At 37.3% G+C, this 23,498-nt stretch carries 14 protein-coding genes; 6 read left to right on the top strand and 8 right to left on the bottom strand.

Annotated elements, in window-relative coordinates; genetic code table 11:
• Window positions 1-57: 57 nt before the first annotated feature.
• The 8 genes from IRZ80_RS16370 to IRZ80_RS16335 form a co-directional block, all read right to left on the bottom strand.
• A complete protein-coding gene (locus IRZ80_RS16370; protein ID WP_194642653.1) occupies window positions 58-1,761 on the bottom strand; it encodes a sodium/sugar symporter in 1,704 nt (567 codons plus the stop codon).
• Between the two features lie 299 nt (window positions 1,762-2,060).
• Window positions 2,061-3,095: a UDP-glucose 4-epimerase GalE gene (galE, locus tag IRZ80_RS16365; protein ID WP_194642652.1), complete on the bottom strand. Its 1,035-nt coding sequence runs from the start codon at window positions 3,093-3,095 to the stop codon at window positions 2,061-2,063.
• A 1-nt stretch (window position 3,096) separates the two neighbouring features.
• A complete protein-coding gene (locus IRZ80_RS16360; RefSeq protein WP_194642651.1) occupies window positions 3,097-4,146 on the bottom strand; it encodes a UDP-glucose--hexose-1-phosphate uridylyltransferase in 1,050 nt (349 codons plus the stop codon).
• 145 nt (window positions 4,147-4,291) lie between these two features.
• The gene (gene galK, locus IRZ80_RS16355; protein WP_194642650.1) at window positions 4,292-5,464 is read right to left on the bottom strand and encodes a galactokinase; all 1,173 of its coding nucleotides are present in this window, start codon (window positions 5,462-5,464) and stop codon (window positions 4,292-4,294) included.
• Between the two features lie 90 nt (window positions 5,465-5,554).
• Entirely contained in the window at window positions 5,555-7,981 is a 2,427-nt protein-coding gene (locus IRZ80_RS16350) for a DUF4982 domain-containing protein (RefSeq protein ID WP_194642649.1), read from the bottom strand.
• A gap of 130 nt (window positions 7,982-8,111) precedes the next feature.
• On the bottom strand, window positions 8,112-9,146 hold the full coding sequence (locus IRZ80_RS16345; protein WP_194642648.1) for an arabinogalactan endo-beta-1,4-galactanase: 1,035 nt from the start codon (window positions 9,144-9,146) through the stop codon (window positions 8,112-8,114).
• Between the two features lie 13 nt (window positions 9,147-9,159).
• On the bottom strand, window positions 9,160-10,254 hold the full coding sequence (locus IRZ80_RS16340; RefSeq protein ID WP_194642647.1) for an arabinogalactan endo-beta-1,4-galactanase: 1,095 nt from the start codon (window positions 10,252-10,254) through the stop codon (window positions 9,160-9,162).
• Between the two features lie 15 nt (window positions 10,255-10,269).
• On the bottom strand, window positions 10,270-11,322 hold the full coding sequence (locus IRZ80_RS16335; protein WP_194642646.1) for an aldose epimerase family protein: 1,053 nt from the start codon (window positions 11,320-11,322) through the stop codon (window positions 10,270-10,272).
• 97 nt (window positions 11,323-11,419) lie between these two features.
• Here IRZ80_RS16335 and IRZ80_RS16330 point away from each other — a divergent pair, with 97 nt between their 5' ends.
• From IRZ80_RS16330 to IRZ80_RS16305, 6 genes are all read left to right on the top strand, one after another.
• The gene (locus IRZ80_RS16330) at window positions 11,420-12,418 is read left to right on the top strand and encodes a GntR family transcriptional regulator (protein WP_194642645.1); all 999 of its coding nucleotides are present in this window, start codon (window positions 11,420-11,422) and stop codon (window positions 12,416-12,418) included.
• 750 nt (window positions 12,419-13,168) lie between these two features.
• Complete coding sequence (locus IRZ80_RS16325; RefSeq protein WP_194642644.1) at window positions 13,169-15,046, top strand: NPCBM/NEW2 domain-containing protein; 1,878 nt, start codon at window positions 13,169-13,171, stop codon at window positions 15,044-15,046.
• Between the two features lie 29 nt (window positions 15,047-15,075).
• Window positions 15,076-16,134, top strand: a complete 1,059-nt coding sequence (locus IRZ80_RS16320) for a glycoside hydrolase family 43 protein (protein WP_194642643.1) — start codon at window positions 15,076-15,078, stop codon at window positions 16,132-16,134.
• A gap of 15 nt (window positions 16,135-16,149) precedes the next feature.
• Window positions 16,150-18,771: an alpha-L-arabinofuranosidase C-terminal domain-containing protein gene (locus tag IRZ80_RS16315; RefSeq protein ID WP_194642642.1), complete on the top strand. Its 2,622-nt coding sequence runs from the start codon at window positions 16,150-16,152 to the stop codon at window positions 18,769-18,771.
• Window positions 18,772-18,782: 11 nt separating this feature from the next.
• The gene (locus IRZ80_RS16310) at window positions 18,783-21,155 is read left to right on the top strand and encodes a glycoside hydrolase family 127 protein (RefSeq protein WP_228520936.1); all 2,373 of its coding nucleotides are present in this window, start codon (window positions 18,783-18,785) and stop codon (window positions 21,153-21,155) included.
• A gap of 58 nt (window positions 21,156-21,213) precedes the next feature.
• Window positions 21,214-22,911, top strand: a complete 1,698-nt coding sequence (locus tag IRZ80_RS16305) for a GH39 family glycosyl hydrolase (RefSeq protein ID WP_194642641.1) — start codon at window positions 21,214-21,216, stop codon at window positions 22,909-22,911.
• Window positions 22,912-23,498 lie beyond the last annotated feature (587 nt).

The raw sequence follows: 23,498 nt of genomic DNA, 5'->3' as shown, positions 1-23,498 counted from the left end.
AAAAAAGGGTGAAACTAAACGAATTTAGCTTCACCCTTTTTATAACTAACTTATTTTTTACCAGAACTTAACGTATAATGCAGCAATAACCAGCAAAGTGATTATCACCATAACGGTAGTTTGTGGTTTCAATTTGAACATTTCTGTATCCAATTCGAATGCTTTTGGATTCACTTTTGGTCCAGCCATACTGATACCAATCATTAAAAGCATTGTGAATAAGAATGATAATCCCATACAAATGTGGAAAGGAATTTCGTAAGTTCCTTTTGCAGTCTGGTACGCAGTGTATAAGATTGTCTCGTTTCCAAATAATGCAGGTGCAAATTCGTTGAATAAAACAGATAGTAAGAAACCTGAAATTACACCAACAATAGCAGCTGTACCAGTTGTTCTTTTCCAGAACATACCAAGAAAGAACATAGCAAATACACCAGGGCTAATAAAACCTGTATATTTTTGGATATAAGTAAAACCGCCTACTCCTCCAATTCCTAACAAGTCATCCCAAGTAAACAATACAGCTAAAAGCATTGCTATGAAAACTGTATATCTTCCGATATTTACCTGTGCATTATCTGAAGCATTTCTTTGGATGTATTTTTTGTGAACATCTAAAGTATAGATAGTAGAGATACTGTTTACTTTTCCAGCCAAAGAAGCAACAATTGCTGCAGTCAAAGCCGCTACTGATAATCCTTTAATTCCTGTAGGAAGGAAAGTTAACATTGCAGAATATGCTCCGTCTTTGTGCCCTCCAGCCAATTGAGGTAAATGTCCATTTTGGTATAAAACATAAGCAGCAATACCAGGAAGCATTACGATAAGAGGCATTAATAATTTCAAAAAACCAGCAAATAAAATACCTGTACGTGCAGTCTGCAGATCAGCTCCCAAAGCTCTTTGAGTGATATACTGGTTACAGCCCCAGTAGTTCAGATTAATAATCCAGATACCAGCAGCATACGACATTAAACCAGGAAAAGTAAGGTATTTATCGATAGCATTTTGATCAAATGCAGCTGAAACGCGTTGAGTAGGTTCAGGAATAATCATTTTGAAATGCTCTGGTGCTTGACGCATCAATTCTTTGAAACCAGCAATAGCACCTTGACCAGAAGCTGGTAAATACTCTGCAACTGTAGTTAATGCAATGTAAGACGTAACTAAACCACCAATAATCAAAACAGCTACCTGAATAACATCTGTATAAGCTACAACTTTCATACCTCCTAAAGAGATGATTAAAGCAAAAACTGCTAAGCCAATCATAATAGCATGCAAGTAGTCACCTCCTGTCAATCCATTAATAGCAACAGCTCCTAAATATAAAATAGAAGTTAAGTTTACAAAAACATATAAAAACAGCCAAAAAACAGCCATAATCAAAGCTGTTGATTCGTTATATCTTTGTTTCAAAAATTGAGGCATGGTGTAAATCTTGTTTTTTAAATAAACAGGAATAAACCAAACAGCCACAATAATCAAGGCAATAGCAGCAAGCCACTCATAAGCAGCAACAGCGATTCCTAAAAAGAATCCTTCCCCGCTCATTCCGATAAATTGTTCTGCTGAAATGTTTGAAGCGATTAATGATGCTCCAATTGCCCACCATGTTAAAGTTCCTTCTGCAAGGAAATATGCTTTGGCATCGTGCTCGTTTCTTTCACGCTTGCGATAAATAATGTACCCGTAAACGGACACCACTATAAAATAAATAATAAATACTGCATAATCTGCAAAAGCCAAGTTATTACTCATGAGTAAATAATTTTTTAAAAGTTAATATAAAGGTCATTTGTTTTTCTTTTTAATAGTTAATATCTGAAATAATTTGGGAGTGCCAATATAACACATCTTTCAAATAAAAAAGAGTAATTTCTCACTCAAATTAAACATAAAATAAAAAATATGTTTTAATAATATTGTTTTATTATGAATTATTGAATGTCAAATGTAAAATAAAAAAATTTATTAGCAATGCTTATAAATGTGTTTTTTACATTTATTTTGTTTTCCCAATAGTAAACTCCGTATGATTAGTCTTTTAACTAAACATTTTAAGATTTAAATTTAGGACTTTTTCTGATTTTCTGCTCCCATTTCCATGCACTTGCCATCGCTTCTTCCAATGATGAAACAGTTTTCCAGCCCAAAACATTATTGGCTTTATCCGTGTTGGCATAAGCCTCTGTAACATCCCCTTCTCTTCTTTCAACAATTTTGTACGGCAGTTTCTGACCGCTCACTTTTTCAAAAGCGCTGATTACTTCCAGAACTGAGCTTCCCGTTCCTGTTCCAAGGTTGAAAATTTCTAATGGTTCTGCATTTTTCTTGTTTAATAAACGCTGCAATGCAATTACGTGTGCTTTAGCCAGATCGACTACATGAATATAATCGCGTACACAGGTTCCGTCAACGGTTGGGTAATCGTTGCCATAAACAGATAATTCGGCACGCAGTCCCATTCCTGCCTGAGTAATAAAAGGAACTAAATTTTGCGGAACTCCAATTGGCAGTTCACCAATTTCAGCAGAAGGATGTGCCCCGATAGGATTGAAATAACGAAGAAGAATAGCATTGATGTTACTAACTTTCACCACATCTTCAATAATCTCTTCCCCTATCTGTTTAGTATTTCCGTAAGGTGATAATGCAGGCTGAATAGAAGTATTCTCCGCAATAGGCATTACTTCGGCCTGACCGTAAACTGTACAAGAGGAGCTAAAGATAAAATGTGCTTCTTTCTTTTTCTCTAATTCCTGTAATATGTAAACCAATGCGCCTAAATTATTTTCATAATAAAGCAAAGGATTTTTTACGCTTTCGCCAACAGCTTTGGAAGCCGCAAAATGAATTACTCCCGCAACATCATCATGCTCTGCAAAAAAGCGCTGTACATCCTTTTTTTCTCTTAAATCAATTCCAGAAAAAATCGGTTTTTTACCTGTAATTCGTTCGATACCATCCAAAACTTCGATAGAAGAATTGGAAAGATTATCGATAACTACCACATCAAAACCTTGATTCTGTAATTCGACAACGGTATGAGATCCTATAAATCCCAAACCGCCTGTAACGACTATCTTACTCATTTTATTTGTTTTTATAATGTATATCTGAAAGTGCTTTTAATACTGCTGCACTTTTCTCTGGTGTAATATCTCTTTGTGCTTCACCCATCATTTCATACCCAACCATAAATTTCTTTACAGAAGCGGAACGCAATAACGGCGGATAAAAATGCATATGAAACTGCCATTCCGGATGCTCTTCACCATCTGTAGGTGCTTGATGAATACCTGAAGAATACGGAAAAGAGGTCTCAAAAAGATTATCGTATTTTATCGTTAATGCCTTTAAAATTGAAGCATAAGCCGAAACTTCCACAGAAGTAAACTCGGTAATTTTGGTAATATGCCTTTTGCTGATAATCATTGTTTCAAACGGCCAGATTGCCCAAAAAGGAACCAAAGCCACGAAGTGATCATTCTCAATAACGATACGATCTTTCACTTTTAATTCCTCCTGCAGATAATCCAGCAGAAGGTTGCTGTTATTTTTTTTAAAATATGCTTTTAAACTATTTTGAGTTTTTTCTACTTGAGTAGGCAGAGAGGACTGCGCCCAAATCTGTCCGTGCGGGTGCGGGTTGCTGCATCCCATAACACTCCCTTTATTTTCGAAAATCTGAACGTGATTAATGTAATCAACATTTCCTAAATCGGTGTATTCTTTCTGCCAGGTTTTAACAATATTCTCAATTCCCTCCAGCTCCATTTCAGGCAGCGTCAGATCGTGTCTTGGCGAAAAACAGACAACTCTTGCAATACCGCGTTCCGGCTGTGCTTTAAAGAAAGTAGGTTTTAAATCTTCTTCAAACAAAATAGGTTCCTGCTTTACGGCAGCAAAATCATTTTCGAAGACAAAACTCGATTCATAATTAGGGTTCACTTCTCCATTGGCACGAACATTCCCTGCGCATAAATAACAAGCAGGATCATACTCTGGAAGTACATCTGTGTGGATTTTTTCGTTCTGTCCCTGCCAGGGTCTTGTTGCTCTGTGCGGCGACACCAATACCCATTCGTTAATTAACGGATTGAAACGTCTGTGCGGATCTTCGTTTATATCAAAATTTTTCATTTTATTCATTTTATGGTTTTACCACGGGCTAAGTGGGAATTTTTTCGCCACAAATTGTACAAATTAACGCAAATTAATTTTTGCCCTTTAAAAAATTTGTCCAATTTATACAATTTGCAGTGTTATTTTTTCAAATTCTAGTATTCTAAAGTGCTCCTTCGTACAATGATGTACCGTTTCCGATTTTTACATCATAAATTTTCAGTTCTATATCAAAAGCTTCTTTGTATAATTTTGAGAACTTATCTTTTATCTGCTGCTCTTGTCCTTTTTTAACTAAATTAATAGTACAGCCTCCAAAACCGCCTCCCATCAGTCTTGAACCAATAACTGCAGTTTCAGCTTTAGCCAAATCAACTAATAAATCCAGCTCTTCACAGCTTACTTCGTAATCTTTGGACAAACCTTCGTGAGTTGCAAACATAAGCTGTCCTAATAATTCAATGTTTCCATTGTCTAATGCTTCACACGCCTGAATAACGCGGTTGATTTCTTTTACCACAAAAAGAGAACGTCTGAAAACGTCGTGACTCATTTTATCTTTTAAATCAATGATCGTCTGCTCTGTACAGTCTCTAAAGCTTTTTATCTCTGGGAAATTAGATTTTACAATTGCAATTCCTTCTTCACATTGCTGTCTTCTTTCATTGTAAGCCGATGTCATCAGCGAGTGCTTAACATTCGAATCAAACAAAATCAATGAATAATCATTAAAATTGGCATTGTGGTATTCGTATTCTAATGTCTTGCAGTCAATTTTGATTACTTTATTTTCCAAGCCCATTACACTCGAAAACTGATCCATAATTCCGCAGTTGATTCCAACCCAGTGCTCCGCTTTTTGTCCCGTTAATGCAATATCAACTTTAGGAATCTGTAAACCAAAAAGCTCTTTGATTCCAAAAATCGTCCCGCACTCCAAAGCTGCCGAAGAAGATAATCCTGATCCAACAGGAATATTACTGCTAAATACACAATTAAAACCTTCAAAAGAAAATCCTTTATCCTGTAATTGCTTAATAACTCCCAAAATATAATTGGTCCAAACCACTTCGCTCAATACAATCTCTTGTGTCAAATCAACTTCAAATTCTTCATTTAAATCGATAGCAACAATTTTAGACTGCTTCGAATTGCTTTTTGCAAAAGCGAAACAAATAATCTTGTCGATGGCTGCTGGCAAAACATAGCCGTCATTATAATCGATGTGTTCACCAATAATGTTAATTCTCCCTGGAGAAAGTACTATTTTTTCTGGAGCATCACCAAATGTCTCTTGAAAAAAATCAGTCGTTTTTTTAATTAATAAATCGTTCATTTTCTTTAAATTACTATTGTTTTGAAATTAATTATCTTCACCCCCAGCCCCTCTCCTTTGGTGAGGGGGAGCGAGTTTATATTGTATTATTTATTTTTCAGACATCAAGGTCAATTTACCGCTCTTGAGTCCCGCACCATTTACTTCAAGTTTTATATCGCCTGCAGCTGTTGTCGATTTTACAAGTACTACCAGCTTTCCGCTGAAAAGTTTCATGGTATCTTTATGAAATATTTCAAGTGAAGTCGCATCGCCATTGCAGGCTGCTCTGTACGTACCCGCTCCCGTAACCTTAAATTTTAACTGATTCGCTGCCGTAGGACAAGGAATTCCGTTTTTATCAACTACAGATACGGTTACAAAAGATATATCTTCGCCATCTGCAGTTATTGTTTTCCTGTCTGCGTCCAAAACAATCTGATAAGGCTTGCCGGCAGTACGTTCTTCTTCTTCAGCGACAGCTTTTCCATTGTCATCTAAAGCCACTACTTTTACAGTTCCCGGCTCATATTTTACATCCATCCACATCAAACGGTAACGATTCTGAGGTGTATTTTTATTTTTTTTCTGCACGCCCATACTTTTGCCGTTTACAAAAAGCTCAGCACTGTTGTAACTTGTATACACAAAAACAGGTGTTGTCTCTCCTTCTCGTCCTTCCCAGTTCCAATGAGGCAGAATATGAAGTGTTGCTTCTTTTGTATTCCAACGGCTTCTGTATAAGTAGTAGCGGTCTTTTGGCAGACCCGCTAAATCATTAATTCCAAAATAAGAACTTCGGGACGGCCAGCTTTCGTCATAAGGAGTTGGTTCTCCCAAATAATCGAAACCAGTCCAGACAAACTCACCGATTACCCAAGGCTTGTCATCCTGAAGCACAAAATCTTCATCAGGTACATTCGACCAGTTGCAGGCTTCCAAATCATATGATGATGACTGGAAATCCGGATACTGCTTCATCTTTTTCTGAACTACAGGGAATTTATAAATCCCTCTGGAACTAACTGTTGAAGCTGTTTCTGAACCTAAAATAAAGCCTTGCGGAAATTTTTTAAATGCCTCATCATACAAATGCACGCGATAATTCAATCCCGGAATATCCAGCAAAGCTCCAAAACCCGATTCCATAGTCGCTTTTACTTGATCCATTCCCACAGTTACCGGACGAGTCGGGTCTTCTCTGTGAAATATTTCCTGTAACCACTTCGCTCTTTTTACACCAGCTTCACCCCATTGATCCGGCACTTCATTTCCAGAACTCCACATAACAATAGAAGGATGGTTTCTTGTTGCCTGCACCAAATTCACAACATCTTTTTCAGCATATTCATTAAAAAAACGATGATAGCCGTTGTCAACTTTTGCTTTTGCCCATTCGTCAAAACTCTCTGCCAAAAACATGAAACCCATTTCATCTGCCAATTCAAGCTGTTCGAAAGAAGGCATATTGTGTGAACTGCGTATCGCATTACAGCCAAGATCTTTTAATATCGTCATTTGTCTGCGCAACGCCGCTTTATTTACCGCAGTTCCCAAAGGACCCAAATCGTGGTGAAGACAGACTCCCTTAAATTTGGTTATCTTTCCATTTAGACTAAAGCCTTTATCAGCTTCATATTTTATTTCCCTAATCCCAAAACGTGTTGAAATCTCGTCTTTCAGTTCTTTTCCTACATACAGTTGAGAAACTGCTTTATACAAATAAGGAGTTTCAGGACTCCATAATTTTGGCTTATCAACTTTTATGTTTTGATCGAACTCTTTTCCGAATTGAATATCCGATTCTTCTGAATTTAATTTATGACCATCAGCATCAAAAATAGTGGTTACCAAACGTGTATTTTCCCCAGAAGCTTTTGTCTTAATATTAACTTTTGCCGATTCTTCGCTTATAAAAGGTGTGGTTACAAACTGTCCCCATTGGTCAATGCTTTCATTGTTTTTTACAATGACACTTACTTTGCGGTATAAACCGGCACCAGGATACCAGCGGGAAGCAAATTCTTTATTAGTTAGTTTTACTGCCAATGTGTTGGCTCCTTCTTGTACAAATTGAGAAACATCAAAATAAAAATAACTATAGCCATACGCCCATTCTCCAACTTTTTTTCCGTTCAGATAGATTTGAGGTTCGCTCATCGCTCCTTCAAAAAGCAAAAGTATTTTTTTCCCTTTTGAATTATTAGACAAAGTAAATGTATTGCGGTACCATGCTGTTCCAATATGAGGTAAAGCTCCCGTTCTTCCAGTTTTTTCGGAAGCAGCTTTCTCTCCGTTCTGAACAATCGCAACATTCTGAATATCCACATTTTTATCAAAAGGACCATAAATTGCCCAGTCATGCGGTACAGTTACCGATTCCCATTTTGAATCGTTAAAATTTACATTAGACGCCTCTGCAAAATCACCTTTTTGAAATTTCCAATTGGTATCTAACACTTTAACCTCTCGTACTTGAGACATAGCCACCTGTGTAAATGCTAAAAATATAACAAGAATACTTATCAATTTTTTCATTTTATAACATATTAGAATTTTAGTTTTTGTTAAAAGCCTTATAAGAATAGCTAAAGTTACTTATTTATAATTTCATTTTGTTAGCCAATATTTTTATTGCACTTCAATTTATATAACCTTATATGGTTTATTATTCTTTAAATGCATCCAATGCCATAGACGGCTTCCCGTCAGATTTCCAAGCACTTAATTCATAGTGGCTCCATGATTTTGCACCTTGAGGCTCCCAGTAAATCACGCCCAGACCTTTATTATTTGGCACTGCCTTTACTGCTTTGATAACGGCTGCCAGCATATCATAGGTATTTTGTTCCTGCGTATCTATCCCGCCAACCTCAACAATCATTACCTCTTTATTGTATCGGGATGCCATGTCATTCAGATTATTAGCCAGATCTGTTATGTTTTCTTTATAATCTGTTTTAATCCAAAAAGGGTAATACGACAATCCGATTACATCATACTTAACATTATTGGCTTTGGCATTATCAAAAAACCATCTGAATTTTTCACTGTTATTTCCTTCGTCTAAATGAACAATAACTTTGATTTTTTTATCGACAGCCTTTACAGCATCATATCCTTTATTCAGTAACTGCGCCAGCTGATTGAAGTTGCTTGTACTTCCATCCGGCCACAGCATTCCCCCTGGTATTTCATTTCCTACCTGTACCCATTCTGGAGTAACATCTGCTTTTTTTAAAGCCTTCAAAACATCTTCGGTATGAAAATAAACATCATTTAGCAACTCTGAAAAAGTATGATTTTGCCATTCCAGCGGTTTATTCTGTTTCCCTGGATCAGCCCAGGAATCGCTGTAATGGAAATCAATCATAATACGCATTCCCATCTTTTGGGCACGGACAGCCATCGTTACTGTTTCCTCCTTACTGCAGTGCCCGCTTGCTTTATCATCCGAAGGATTTACCCAGACACGCAGTCTTATAGTATTTATTCCCCGGTCTTTCAGCAGCTGCAGGCAGTCTTTTTGAGTTCCGTCGGTATCAAAAAATTTATATCCTGTAGCTTCCATTTGCGGCAGCCAGCCCACATCGGCTCCTTTTGCAAAAACATTTATTTTGGGTCTGCTTTCATTTTTATTAAACATACTGCATGAAAAAGCAAATACCATAAGAATCCCTATTGAAAATAATGTCTTCTTCATATTCTGTTTTTTTTTAATTTAAACTAAAAACCTGTAAAACAGGCAGTGCTTTATTTGTAAAATCATAGAACGCCTGGTTTTCGAACGTAGAACCATTGACCGCAGCACTTCCTTTGAAAGCAATCCATTCTCCTCCCCAGTAAGCAAATCCAATTCCGGATTTAGAAGTTTTTACAAGATCTTTGATTGCTAACATATAATTCTTTTGTCCTTCAGGAGTTGCATCATAACCCGAAACCAGCTGATCGTTTTGACCTACTATATTATTTGTTGCATCATTCCAGCTTAAAGTAAATGGATAAGCAGTTTCGGCAATGAGTACTTTTTTACCAAATTTAGTTCCCAATGCATCAATCGTACTTTTGACAGCTGTCAAATCTTTACCGTGCCAGATAGGATAGTAAGAAAGTCCAATATAATCATAATCTACTGAATTTACTTTTCCAAAAAACCAATCCGTATCCGATGCTTTAACACCTGCATAATGAATCATGATTTTTGTTTTTGGTGCTTTACTTCGAATTACAGCACCCGCAGTTTTTAATAAATCAATACATTGTGCTTCTTGATTAATCAAATGTCCCTGAGGCCAGAGCAAACCGCTGTTTATTTCATTCCCAATTTGGATAATATCAGGATTAATCTCTGTTATGATAGTAGAAGTATAATTGGCAACAGCTGTTTTTAAGTCTGCAAAAGATAAGTTTTTCCACTCATCCGGAGTAGTCTGAGTTCCTGGATCTGCCCAAGTATCAGAGTAATGAACAGTAAGCCAAACCTTCAGACCAGCCTGCTTTACTCTTGCAGCTAATGTTTTAACTTCAGCCAATCCAGAATGACCGTCAGCAGGATTTTTCCATAAACGGATTCGGATTGTATTACATCCTGAGTTTTTTAAAGTCGTAAGCATATCTTCTGCTTTACCGTTATTAGTAAAAACAACTTTAGCACTTTCAATTTCCGGAAGAAAAGAAATATCTGCGGCTCTGATAAAATCATCTGCCACAACAGGCGGATCTACCGGTGTTACCGGAGCATCACTGCCTGAACAAGCAGACTGCATAACTGCTAAGACTAAAAGTGATAATATGATTACGATTTTTTTCATTATTACAGAATCTTTTTAAAATGACTGAAATTTATAAACCGTTTCATGAGTATATTCGTCTCCTTTTTTAAGGACTGCACTAGGAAAGTGTTCGTGATTTGGCGCATCTGGGAAATTCTGCGTTTCAAAACAAATACCGCTTAATGGGTGATAATCGGCATTCTCTTTTCCTTTTACTTTATTAAAACAATTACCGCCAACATAGATATGAACTCCTGGCTGATCAGTATACACTGTCATTTTCAGATTATTTTTATTATTGAAAAGAACAGCCGCAGCTTCATCTTTGTGCGTTACAACAAAAGTGTTATCAATTTCAGAAGGGCATTTTTTTGCTGTCAGAAAATCAAAAGAAGAACCTGCTGTTTCCAGATACCTACCAGTTGGAATATTATCAGCTGATTTTTCCAGCATTTGATCCGCATTGACAATTAAATCCTGATCTTTTACATTAGACGAATGGCCTTCTAAATTAAAATAACTATGATTCGTTAGATTCACTACTGTATCCTCAGTTGATTTTCCTGCGTATTGAATCAGCAGTTCATTTTCTTCTGTCAATGTATAAGTCACCTCTACAGCTAAACTCCCTGGGTAATTCTCCTCATTTGCAGGACTGGTATAACTCAAAGTAACTGATGGATTATCACCTTCTGTCACTTTTTCAACCGTCCAGATTTTTTGGCTAAACCCAACAGAACCGCCGTGTAAAGAATTGCCATTGTTGTTTTTATTCAAAAGTATTTTTTGCCCGTTCAATTCAAAAGAACCGTCATGAATCCTTCCAGCAAAACGCCCTACAGTAGTTCCCATATAAGGCGGACCTTCTAACTGAAACGACTGCAGATAACCCTCCAAAGTATCAAATCCCAAAACGACATCTACAATTTGGCCGTTTTTCAAAGGAACCTTCAGCTCTGTTACAGTAGCTCCGTAAGTAATTATTTTTAAGGACATTCCATTTTTATTAAATAACTCATAAGAGTATACTTCTTCCTTATCTGGCATTAAACCGAAAAAATTCTTTACAGAAACTGTCTTAATTTGTGAATTGCGTTTTATTTCCATTGTTTTATTATGAAATTTGAAATCCAAATGTAAAATAAATTTCAACTTATACATACCAGTACCTACCAGTTTTTTATATATTTGAAAAAAAAATGTCATGAAAATCATTTCTATCCAAGACAACCTCGGAATTCCAAAATACAAACAGATAATTCAGTCCATTGAAAAAGCAATTGACGAAGAAAAACTTGTAAAAGGAGACCGTCTTCCCTCGGTAAATAAAGTCTGCCTTGCTTTTTCATTATCCCGTGACACCGTCTTATTAGGATATGATGAACTCAAAAAAAGAGGAATTATTTATGCCATTCCCGGCAAAGGATATTATGTAAAAAGTGTTGAAATCAATATAAAACAAAAAATATTTCTGCTCTTTGATGAGCTCAACACGTTTAAGGAAGACATTTATAACTCATTTTTAAAAAATATTGGAAAAAACGTACAGGTAGACATTTTTTTTCATCATTTCAATGTTACTGTTTTTCAGAAACTGCTGAATGACAGTAATGGAAATTATACTAAATACATCATTATGCCAACCAATTTAACCGGCATAGTGGAATCGATAAAAACCCTACCAGTAAATGACGTAATCATCCTCGATCAAACCAATGATGAACTAAAATCATTTCCGGCTATTTACCAAAACCACAAAAAAGACATCTTCGAAGGATTATATAAAGGAAAAACAAAACTCAACAAGTATAAAAAACTTATTATGATTTTCCCCGGATTTAGAGAACCGCTGAATATGAAGATTGGATTTGAAAATTTTTGCTCAGAATATGCTTTTGACTATGAAGTCATCAATGAATTTTCAGAGAGCGAGATAACTATTGGCGGTGTTTACATTATTCCAAATGACAGGGATTTGGTTCTTGTGATTGAGAAAGCCCGAGAGCAAAACTTAAAACTGGGAACTGATTTTGGCATCATTTCGTATAATGAAACTCCGTTAAAGAAAGTAGTATCTAATGGAATCACAACAATTTCAACCGATTTTAGTACTATGGGAAAACTTTTGGCACAAATGGTTCTTCGGGGAAAAAAAGAACAAATTGAAAACAAGTGTGCTTTAATTATCAGAAATTCATTGTAGAACAAACCAATCAATTACTTCTTTTCTGACTGCAGTTTTCTAATTCTTTACAATTCAGGATACCTCTAAAAACAAAATAAGAAGACACCAAACAGCCTTCTTATTTTTAACTTAACTAAAAACTAAACCAAATTTAAATTATTATTACTTATTACTTATTTTTTATATCATATAATCAAAATCTCACTTCCTGATTTTTTAAAAAATTTATACCCAAAGAAAAACTTCGGGTATAAATAAGTAACCAAAATTTTTTAATTTTTTGTCTAATGAATTTCGAGAAACTCAAAATAAACTAACAAAATGCAATTTATTAAATCAATAACAACAAACCACTGTATTATTGAATCTACAGGGACAAAGTTACAGTTAATCAAAAAACTTAAAGAGGGACAAATTTGAAAAAAACAACGGTCAAAATCGTAAATTATAACCTCCCAAAGCAATAAATCATACATTTTACAATTTATGACATATTTAAAACAAAATACCCATAAGTTACTGAATACAGAACACTTACTAAAAACAGACATTTTACTCTGCTGATTTGCGGTAGTTTTCGACACAAAATTCCACATACTCATCCTTCATTTGGAATTTTAACCCAATAAAAAAGTTTTTTTACAAATTCATAAAAAGCTATTTTAAAGGAAAAATTACCATACTCTTAATTTACTTCCAGTTTTTTTATCAAGTTGAGTTGTTTGCTTGCTTTTTTAAATTACTTTTACAAATGTAAAAAACACACTTATGGAAAATATATTTCAAAAATCATTCAGTAGGATTTGTTTTAAATCGAATAAAGCAGCATTCATTATTTTATTTCTTTCAATAATCAGTAACACTGTCCAATCACAAACAAAAAATAATTTTCATGACTGGGCATCAACTCCGCCAATGGGCTGGAACAGCTGGGACTGCTTTGGCCCTACTGTTACCGAAGCCGAAGTCAAAGCCAACGCCGACTATATGTCAAAATATTTAAAACCTTATGGCTGGGATTATATTGTAGTCGATATCAGATGGTATGTAGGGAATGACAAATCACATGGTTATAATGAAAAAGATCCTGATTATGTATTGGATCAATACGGCCGTTTTATGCCGGCTGTAAACCGCTTCCCTTCGGCTGCAGGCGGAAAAGGTTTTAAACCATTAGCAGATTATCTGCATAAAAAAGGATTAAAATTCGGGATTCACATTATGCGCGGGATTCCGGTAATAGCTGTAAAACAAAATTTACCTATAAAAGGTACAAATTTAAAAGCACAGGATATTTATTCGGACAAAGACCAATGTACTTGGCTGCACGATATGTACACTGTAATTCCGACCAAACCAGGCGCACAGGAATATTACAATTCACTTTTTGAACTGTATGCTTCTTGGGGACTTGATTTTGTAAAGATTGACGACCTCTCTTCTCCTATTTATTTTGAAGGCGAAATAGATATCATCCGCAAAGCAATTGACCGCACGGGACGCAAAATAGTTCTAAGCACTTCTCCCGGAGAAACACCAATCGCACACGCAGACCACGTTCAGAAAAATGCCAATATGTGGCGTACTGTCGGAGACTTTTGGGACAGCTGGCAGCAATTGAAAGACCATTTCGAAGTTTTTGAACGCTGGAACAAATGGCGTGCTTATGGAGCTTATCCCGATGGCGACATGCTTCCTTTGGGACGCATTGGAATTAGAGCCGAAAGAGGAGATCCGCGTATGACCGCTTTTACCAAAGATGAGCAGTATACTTTAATGACTTTGTGGAGTATTTTTAAATCTCCATTAATGTTTGGCGGTAATCTTCCAGATAATGACCCTTTCACGCTTTCGTTATTAACCAATAAAAATGTATTGAAAGTCCTTAACGAAAGTACGAACAACAAACCTCTTTTTACCGATAAAGACAAAGCTGCCTGGATTGCTGACGACCCAAAAACTGGAGCAAAATATTTAGCCGTTTTCAATACAGTGGACCAAATTTCAATCTCCGAAGAAAAAGCAGTCTGGAACAGCGAAATAATATCAAGATCTACTCCAAAGCAAAGCACGACTGTGAATATTGATATTACAGGTACCAAAAAATTATATTTGGTAGTAAACGACGCTGGTGACAATACCGATTGGGATCATGCAGACTGGATTAATCCAACTTTATATAATGAAAAAGACTCTCTGAAACTTACTAATATAAAATGGAAAAAAGCAACTTCAGGATGGCAGAAGCCAAAGATTAACCAAAGTGTTTCCGGTAATGCGCTTACAGTGAATAAAGTTAAATACGAAAACGGCATCGGGACGCACTCTAATTCCATTATAGAATTTGATCTGCCCGAAGGTTATACGCGCTTCAAAGCCACAGTTGGTCTGGACGAAGCCTGTATCTCCCAAAACGTAGGTGCTACAGTGAAATTTTTTGTGTTTACTCAAAATCCATCTGGACCACCGCCTGCGCCGAGCGCAAAAATTTCAATAGACCTTAAAAGCATCGGGCTTTTGGATAAATACATAATTACCGATTTATGGTCTGGGAAAAAAATTGGAGAATTTTCGGAAGAGTTTACTCCGGAAATCAATCTGCATGGAGCCGGGTTATATAAAATTGTCAAAGTATCTAATAAATAGGGCTCCGCTGTATTGTTCAAATTAAAAACATGAAAAATTTCAAATCCCTGATTGGTCTAAGCATTATGATTTTTGCCGGCAGTTTTGCATTGGCACAAAAAGCCAAATTCCCTAAAGAAAAAGAGATGGGAGCTTACCTGATGGTTTATTTTAAAGATGATACTCACGGCTTGTACATGGCTTTGAGCAAAGACGGCTACAGTTTTACCGATGTAAACAATGCCAAGCCAATCATAGCCGGCGATACAATAGCTGAGCAAAAAGGAATACGCGACCCGTACATATACCGCGCACCCGACGGAATGTTTTATCTGGCACTGACCGATCTTCATATTTACGGGCAAAAAGAGGGTTACCGAACTACCGAATGGGAACGTGACGGCAAGCAGTACGGCTGGGGTAACAACCGCGGACTCGTTTTAATGAAATCACCAGATTTGATACATTGGTCACATACTGTCCTCCGGGTAGATCAGGCATTCCCGGAATTGGCAGACATTGGCTGTGCCTGGGCTCCTGAACTTATTTATGACGAAAAAGAAAACAAAACCATGATTTACTTTACCATGCGTTTAGGCACTCAAAAAAACAAAGTCTATTATTCGTATATGAACAAGGATTTCACCAAAATGGAAACCCTGCCAAAAAGCATTTTCGAATATCCTGAAGACAAAGAATACATAGATGCCGACATTACAAAAGCAGGCGGCAAATACCACATGCTTATTGCTTCTCATAATGGAGGTTCCCATATAGAGCAGGCCATTTCAGACTCTATTAATACTGGATACCAATTAAATCCACAGCGTGTCGACGGCGAAAAAATAGGATGCGAAGCTCCAAACGTTTACAAGTTTATCGGCCAGAATAAATGGATGCTGATTTATGACATCTACCGCATCAATCCGCACAATTTCGGGTTTAGCGAGACTTCTGATTTTGTGAATTTCAAAAGCTTGGGTCACTTCAATGAAGGAGTAATGAAATCGACTAATTTTTCGGTGCCAAAGCATCCTTCTGTTATTCAGATCACAAAAAAAGAAGCGCAAAAACTGGCTAAAAACTGGAACTGCGACATAAAATTTTAATGTATTGATACTATCATGACAGCTATTTTCAACTTTCAAAAACAAAAAAAATATTTTCTGGGACTACTTTTTGCTTTTTTTACAGCATTTTCGGCATTCGCCAATAACCCAAAAGAGGCCTACATCTTTTCTTATACCTCTGGAAAAAGTTTCGACGGACTTCATTTTGCCTGGAGTACCGATAAAATCAACTGGCATCCAATAGGTCCGGAATACAGTTATATCCATTCCGATTACGGAGCCTGGGGTTCACAAAAAAGAATGGTTTCGCCGATAGTGTTTCCCGGCGCAGACGGACAATGGCACTGCGTTTGGAGCCTTAATGAGAAAGACGGCAATTTTGCACACGCTTCGTCCAAAGATCTTCTCTATTGGGGACGCCAGTCGTATCCTGTTGTTATGACAGATAAAAACTGCCTGATGCCCGAGGTAACTTACAATAAAGAAAAACAGGAATACACCGTTTCATGGATAAGCCAAGAACAGGCAGAAACTAAAGCATGGAGCACAACTACCAAAGATTTTAAAAAGTATACAGAAACTAAAAGCATTCCGGTATCCGAGCATAAAAACTCCCGCAGTACTATTATTATTTCCGGGAAATCAGAAACAGGTTCTATTAATAAAGTAGATTGGAGCGTAGTTGACGGACTGATAAAAACTCAGCAATTGTCAGCCTATAAAAATCTGCTTTGGTCTGAAACTGCCAAAACTGACAAAGACCGTTTTGCAGATTTGAAACCTGTTGATGCAAAATTTACTGCCGATGTTTCCAAAAACAAGAAAATCAGCAATACACTGCTTGGAATCTTTTTTGAGGACATCAATTATGGCGCAGATGGAGGTCTGTATGCTGAACTGATTCAAAACAGAGATTTCGAATATACTCCAGCCGATACCAAAGGCAGAGACAAAACCTGGAACAGCACTAAATCTTGGAGTCTAAAAGGCGAAAGTTCAAAATATATTATCGATTCGATAAACCCGATTCATCCGAATAACAAACATTACGCAAAACTTTCGATTAAACAGACTGGAACCGCTTTAGCTAATGAAGGTTTTGACGGAATTGCAGTAAAAGCGGGCGAGAAATATGATTTTTCAGTATTTGCACGTTCAGCAGAAAGCAAAACAGGTAAACTTCTTGTTCGTCTTGTCAGCAAAAATGGAGAAGTTTTAGGCGAAGCATCAACTACAGCCATTTCAAAAGACTGGAAAAAATACAATGCTGTGATTACATCAAAAGCTTCCGAGGCTAATGCCAGTCTGGAAATAGTTCCGCAGATGACCGGAGAATTAGACGTAGACCTGATTTCACTTTTCCCGCAAAAAACTTTCAAAGGCCGTAAAAACGGACTTCGTGCCGATTTAGGCCAAACCATTGCCGATCTAAAACCAAAATTCATGCGTTTCCCTGGCGGCTGTGTTGCCCACGGGGATGGGTTAGAAAATATTTACAGATGGAAAAACACCATCGGACCGTTGGAAACGAGAAAACCAATGCCTAACCTTTGGAGATACCATCAGACTGTTGGTTTGGGTTATTTCGAGTACTTCCAATTCTGTGAAGATATTGGAGCTGCGCCGTTACCAGTAATTGCCGCTGGAGTACCCTGCCAAAATTCATCAACCGGAGGAGCCGGACAGCAATGCGGTATTCCAATGGCCGAAATGGAAAGTTACGTACAGGACATTCTGGATCTAGTCGAATATGCCAATGGCGATGTGAATACCAAATGGGGAAAAAAACGTGCTGAAGCAGGACATCCAAAACCTTTCAACTTAAAATATATAGGCATAGGAAACGAAGACCTTATCACTGATATTTTTGAAGAACGTTTTACGATGATCTTCAAAGCTATGAAAGAAAAATATCCTGAAATAACTGTAATCGGAACCGTAGGCCCAAATTTTGAAGGCACGGATTACCAAGAAGGCTGGGATATCGCAACCAAATTAGGAGTTCCAATGGTAGACGAACATTACTATCAGTCACCAGGCTGGTTTATTTATAATCAGGATTATTATGACAGCTATGACCGCTCAAAACCAAAAGTGTATCTTGGCGAATATGCCTCTCACCTGCCAGGAAGACCTAACTGTCTGGAAACTGCATTGTCCGAAGCGCTGTACCTTACTTCTGTTGAACGCAATGCAGATGTCGTGAGCATGACTTCTTATGCCCCATTATTAGCCAAAGACAAACATACACAATGGAATCCTAATCTGATATATTTTAATAATACCGAAGTAAAACCAACTGTTGGCTACGAAGTACAGAAACTTTATGGACAAAACGACGGCGACCTGTACATTCCGAGCGAAACTGCGCTTTCCAACAATCAGGAAAATGTAAAAAGCCGTATCGCCATATCAATAATCCGAGATTCTAAAAGCAGTGATCTGATTGTAAAACTGGTAAACATGCTTCCGATTCCAATCAGCACTTCAGTAGATTTAAAGAACAGCAATCTGGAAAATACGCAGGCTGTAAAAACAGTATTAACAGGGGAACCAAGCGATAAAAATGCAAGGCCAACTGTTACATCCTGCTCAGCATCTGAGTTAGCAAAAACCGAATTACCGGCTTATTCATTTACAGTTTATCGTATTAAAACAATTGGCACAAAAAAATAAAATTCAAAAAAATGATACAGAATAGTATTAAAAAAACGCTTTGGATCGGACTAATATTAGTTTCAGCATCGGTCGTTTACGGACAGTCAGCCAAACTTGAAAGTTTTCCATTATCATCCGTGCGTCTGCTTGACAGTCCTTTTAAAGCAGCTCAGCAAACCGATTTGAAATATATTTTATCGCTTGATGCAGACCGTCTTCTGGCTCCTTATTTCAAAGAAGCCGGATTGGAAACAAAAGCAAAAAATTATCCCAATTGGGAAAATACAGGTCTTGATGGTCACATTGGCGGTCATTATGTTTCGGCTTTATCCGAAATGTATGCAGCAACTGGAAATCAGCAGATAAAACAAAGGCTCGATTATATGCTTAATGGTTTCGAAAAATGCCAGCAGAAAAACGGAAACGGATACATTGGCGGTGTTCCGGGAAGCAAAGCATTATGGGAAGAAATTACCAAAGGAAAAATTGAGGCCGGAAGCTTTTCCCTGAATAATAAATGGGTGCCATGGTACAATATCCATAAAGTATATGCCGGACTGGCTGATGCTTACACTCTGACTGGAAGTGAAAAAGCCAAAAAGATGCTGATCCAGCTTTCGGACTGGTGCCTGAATCTTACCGCAAATCTTACCGATGACCAAATCCAGCAGATGCTGCGCAGCGAACACGGCGGTATGAATGAAGTTTTTGCTGATGTAGCAGCAATCACAGGTGATAAAAAATATCTGGTTCTGGCACAAAAATTCTCTCATAAAGCCATTCTTGATCCGCTTTTGAAAAATACAGATGCCCTTAACGGAATTCACGCCAATACACAAATCCCTAAAGTAATAGGTTTTATGCGTGTTTCCGAAGTGAATGGAGATAAACAATGGGCAGATGCAGCAGACTTTTTTTGGAATACCGTTGTAAATAACCGCACGATTTCTATCGGAGGAAACAGTGTCAGAGAGCACTTTAACCCAACAAACGATTTTTCGTCTATGCTGGAATCGAGAGAAGGCCCGGAAACCTGCAACAGTTACAATATGCTTAAACTGAGTAAGCATTTGTTCCTTGCCAATCCTTCTTCAAAATATATAGATTATTATGAGCGTACAACCTACAATCATATACTGTCATCCCAGCATCCAGAGGGGGGATTTGTGTATTTCACTCCTATCCGCCCGCGTCATTACAGAGTGTATTCAGAACCGCAGCAGTCTTTCTGGTGCTGTGTGGGATCTGGTTTAGAGAATCACGGAAAATATGGCGAACTGATTTATGCCCATGACAAACAAAATCTCTATGTTAACCTTTTTATTCCTTCGACCCTGAATTGGAAAGAAAAAGGAATTACTGTAACTCAAAACACTAAATTCCCGTTTGAAGAACAATCTTCATTAACATTAACATTAAAAAAAACGCAGCAGTTTGCTATTAAGTTCCGTTATCCTTCTTGGGTTGAAGACGGAAAAATGAAAATTACTGTCAACGGCAAAGAAATCAGTATTTCAAAAGATGCGAATTCCTATGTTTCCATCGAACAAAAATGGAAAACAGGAGATGAAATTTCGATTATTTTACCAATGCATAACAAAACAGAACAGCTTCCGGACAAATCAGCTTGGGTTTCTTTTCTGCATGGACCAATTGTGTTAGCTGCAGTTACCGACACTACAGATCTTAAAGGATTAACAGCCGATGACAGCCGCATGGGGCATATTGCCAGCGGGCCGATTTACCCAATAGAAGATGCTCCATTACTGGTTTCGAACAATACTGATTTAGCTGCTTCATTGAAAACCGTAGCGGATAAACCTTTTACTTATTCCGCTTCCGATATTATTTATCAGCAAAAATACAAAAACCTGAAACTCGTTCCTTTCTTCCAGATTCACAATGCGAGGTACATGCTGTATTGGCCATACACAACACAGGAAAAACTGCCCAAAATACAAAAAGCGATGAAAGAGCGGGAAGAAATTCAGATGAAACTGGAAGCTCTTACTATTGATGCAGTTACCGCCGGAGAACAGCAGCCGGAATCAGACCATAATTTCAAAGGAGAAAAGACTGATACTGGAATGTTTAAAGAACGTCATTACCGTAATGGACAGGGCTTCTTTAGTTATGATTTAAAAAATCCGCTTCTGGAAGCCCGAAAACTGCGCATTACTTATTTTGGTGCCGACAAGAATAAAGATTTTGATGTTTATGTCAATGATACTTTGGCAGTATCAATAAAGATGGACGGATCCGAAGGAAATCAATTTATCGACAAGACAATTGAACTTCCTTCAGCCATTATTGAAGGAAAACAAAAAATACTGCAGATACAATTTAAGGCAAAGCCAAATTCTAGTATTACGGGTATTTATGAAGTACGGTTATTGAAATAGAATAACTATTCAATAAGAAAGGGTTGGTTTTTAGCAAAAATCTTAAAATATTTATATTATGATTAAACATTTTTTGACATGCTGCCTATGTGTAAGTTTTACAATAACTACCATTAAAGCACAGGAAACCTTTGTTCCGCAAAAATCAGCCGAAGTAAAAATAATGCTGGACAAACCAGTCGGAGACATGTACCCAATGTGGGCATGGTTCGGATATGATGAACCAAATTACACCTACATGAAAGATGGCAAAAAACTGCTGACCGAATTAGCAGCACTTTCACCTGTACCGGTATATGTAAGAGCACACAGCCTGCTTGTAAGCGGAGACGGAACTGCAGCACTTAAATGGGGCAGTACAAATGCTTATACAGAAGATTCCAATGGCAATCCCATATATAACTGGAAAATTGTCGACAGTATTTTTGACACTTATATCAAACGCGGTATGAAACCGCTTGCGCAGATTGGATTTATGCCACAAGCAATGAGTACACACTCCGAGCCTTATAAACATTTCTGGAAACCGGGAGATCCATACAGCGATATTCTGACGGGCTGGGCTTATCCGCCAAAAGACTATAACAAATGGGCAGAACTAGTTTACCAATGGGTAAAACATAGTGTTGAACGTTATGGTAAAAAAGAAGTGGAAAGCTGGTATTGGGAAGTATGGAACGAACCCAACGGTTACTGGAAAGGCACTATGGAAGAATTCTTTAAGCTATACGATTATTCGGCAGATGCCGTGAAAAGAGCACTTCCAACAGCAAAAATCGGCGGTCTTAATATCGCTGGAACAAGGAGCGAAAATGCCCAAAAGTGGACAAATGCTTTTATACAGCATTGCATCAGCGGTACTAATTATGCAACAGGCAAAAAAGGCTCACCACTGGATGCTTTTCTTTTTCACGCAAAAGGAAATCCAAAATTAGTGGACGGCATAGTCCGAATGGATATGTCACCGCAGTTAAAGGACATTTCGACCGGATTCAAAATTGCATCCTCCTATCCGGAAACTAAAAATCTCCCGATCATCATTGGTGAAAGCGACCCGGAAGGATGTGCTGCCTGCGGCATGGCTACCAATCCGCAGAACGCTTACCGCAACGGCACTATGTACAGCAGTTACACAGCAGCATCGTTTGCCAGAAAATATCTGCTGGCCGATAAATATAATGTCAATTTTCTAGGTGCGGTTTCCTGGTCATTTGAATTCGAAAACCAGCCTTGGTTCTATGGTTTCCGTGATTTGGCAACAAACGGAGTCGATAAACCAGTACTGAATGTATTCCGTATGTTTGGTAAAATGAGTGGTAAACGCGTAGCTGTACAAAGTAGCCGCATGACTCCATTGGATGCAATTGTAGAGAACAGCGTACGCGGTGAACAGTCTGAAATTGGTGCACTTGCCAGCGCTGATAAAAAAACAGCTGCCATCATGCTCTGGAATTACCATGATCTTGACCAATTGGAAACTGCTGAATCAGTTCAGGTCAGCATTAGCGGTATCAAAGCTAAAAAAGTAACACTCACCCATTACACCATCGACAGCCTGCACAGCAACTCATACGAAGTTTGGAAAAAAATGGATTCTCCGCAAAATCCAACTGCAGAACAAGTAACAGCGCTTGAAAAAGCCGGTCAATTAGAAACCATTGGTAACCCGCAAAAACTAAATGTAAAAGAGGGAGCTTTGGAAATCAACATCTCCTTGCCCAGACAGGCAGTTTCCCTGCTCAAACTCGACTGGTAAGCTAAGCAGTTATTCTGTCTGGAACAGAATATTTTGCAGCATATATACCTTATTGCCTTACATCCCTTTTGTGTCTTGTCTCTTTCAATAAAGCAAAGAAAGACACAAAAGGTTTTTTTTATTTAAGCTAAAACTTAAGCGGCACTTCTTTGCATTTAGAAAAAAATGCAGTTCATATTTTTTTAGATATAGACGCATTCAAAACTTATAAAAAAAATGATATTTTCTTTTTGCTATTGTAAAATAAATTTGCCTATATTTGTAAATGTGTTTTTTACACTTATTATTTTATTCTTACTTATAATCTCAGATCCAAATAGTTATTTGAATAGACAAATCAAAACCTGAACAAAATAATAAACTCCTGCTATTTGAATAAAGCTGCAAAACAAAACTGCTTTATATTTTAAAATCATTTATAAAAGATCTTGGAAAAAGATAAAATACTTTATCAAAAAACCAACTTCAAAAAACCGCCGATACAGTTATAAAAAAAATTAACACCATAAATTATGAACCAAAAAATTGACAATTTAGCCGCAGACAATATAAGAGCGCTGGCTATCTCTATGGTAGAAAAAGCAAAT

This window comes from Flavobacterium sp. HJJ, from assembly GCF_015351475.1.
Taxonomy (GTDB): Bacteria; Bacteroidota; Bacteroidia; order Flavobacteriales; family Flavobacteriaceae; genus Flavobacterium; species Flavobacterium marginilacus.
Note: the sequence above shows the minus strand (reverse complement) of the source record. Positions and strands in the feature narration are given on the sequence as shown.

What these genes read in the sequence shown, in the direction of transcription:
- IRZ80_RS16370 (WP_194642653.1), bottom strand. Translation starts at nt 1,761, where the DNA reads ATGAGTAATAACTTGGCTTTTGCAGATTATGCAGTATTTATTATTTAT.
- galE (WP_194642652.1), bottom strand. Translation starts at nt 3,095, where the DNA reads ATGAGTAAGATAGTCGTTACAGGCGGTTTGGGATTTATAGGATCTCAT.
- IRZ80_RS16360 (WP_194642651.1), bottom strand. Translation starts at nt 4,146, where the DNA reads ATGAAAAATTTTGATATAAACGAAGATCCGCACAGACGTTTCAATCCG.
- galK (WP_194642650.1), bottom strand. Translation starts at nt 5,464, where the DNA reads ATGAACGATTTATTAATTAAAAAAACGACTGATTTTTTTCAAGAGACA.
- IRZ80_RS16350 (WP_194642649.1), bottom strand. Translation starts at nt 7,981, where the DNA reads ATGAAAAAATTGATAAGTATTCTTGTTATATTTTTAGCATTTACACAG.
- IRZ80_RS16345 (WP_194642648.1), bottom strand. Translation starts at nt 9,146, where the DNA reads ATGAAGAAGACATTATTTTCAATAGGGATTCTTATGGTATTTGCTTTT.
- IRZ80_RS16340 (WP_194642647.1), bottom strand. Translation starts at nt 10,254, where the DNA reads ATGAAAAAAATCGTAATCATATTATCACTTTTAGTCTTAGCAGTTATG.
- IRZ80_RS16335 (WP_194642646.1), bottom strand. Translation starts at nt 11,322, where the DNA reads ATGGAAATAAAACGCAATTCACAAATTAAGACAGTTTCTGTAAAGAAT.
- IRZ80_RS16330 (WP_194642645.1), top strand. Translation starts at nt 11,420, where the DNA reads ATGAAAATCATTTCTATCCAAGACAACCTCGGAATTCCAAAATACAAA.
- IRZ80_RS16325 (WP_194642644.1), top strand. Translation starts at nt 13,169, where the DNA reads ATGGAAAATATATTTCAAAAATCATTCAGTAGGATTTGTTTTAAATCG.
- IRZ80_RS16320 (WP_194642643.1), top strand. Translation starts at nt 15,076, where the DNA reads ATGAAAAATTTCAAATCCCTGATTGGTCTAAGCATTATGATTTTTGCC.
- IRZ80_RS16315 (WP_194642642.1), top strand. Translation starts at nt 16,150, where the DNA reads ATGACAGCTATTTTCAACTTTCAAAAACAAAAAAAATATTTTCTGGGA.
- IRZ80_RS16310 (WP_228520936.1), top strand. Translation starts at nt 18,783, where the DNA reads ATGATACAGAATAGTATTAAAAAAACGCTTTGGATCGGACTAATATTA.
- IRZ80_RS16305 (WP_194642641.1), top strand. Translation starts at nt 21,214, where the DNA reads ATGATTAAACATTTTTTGACATGCTGCCTATGTGTAAGTTTTACAATA.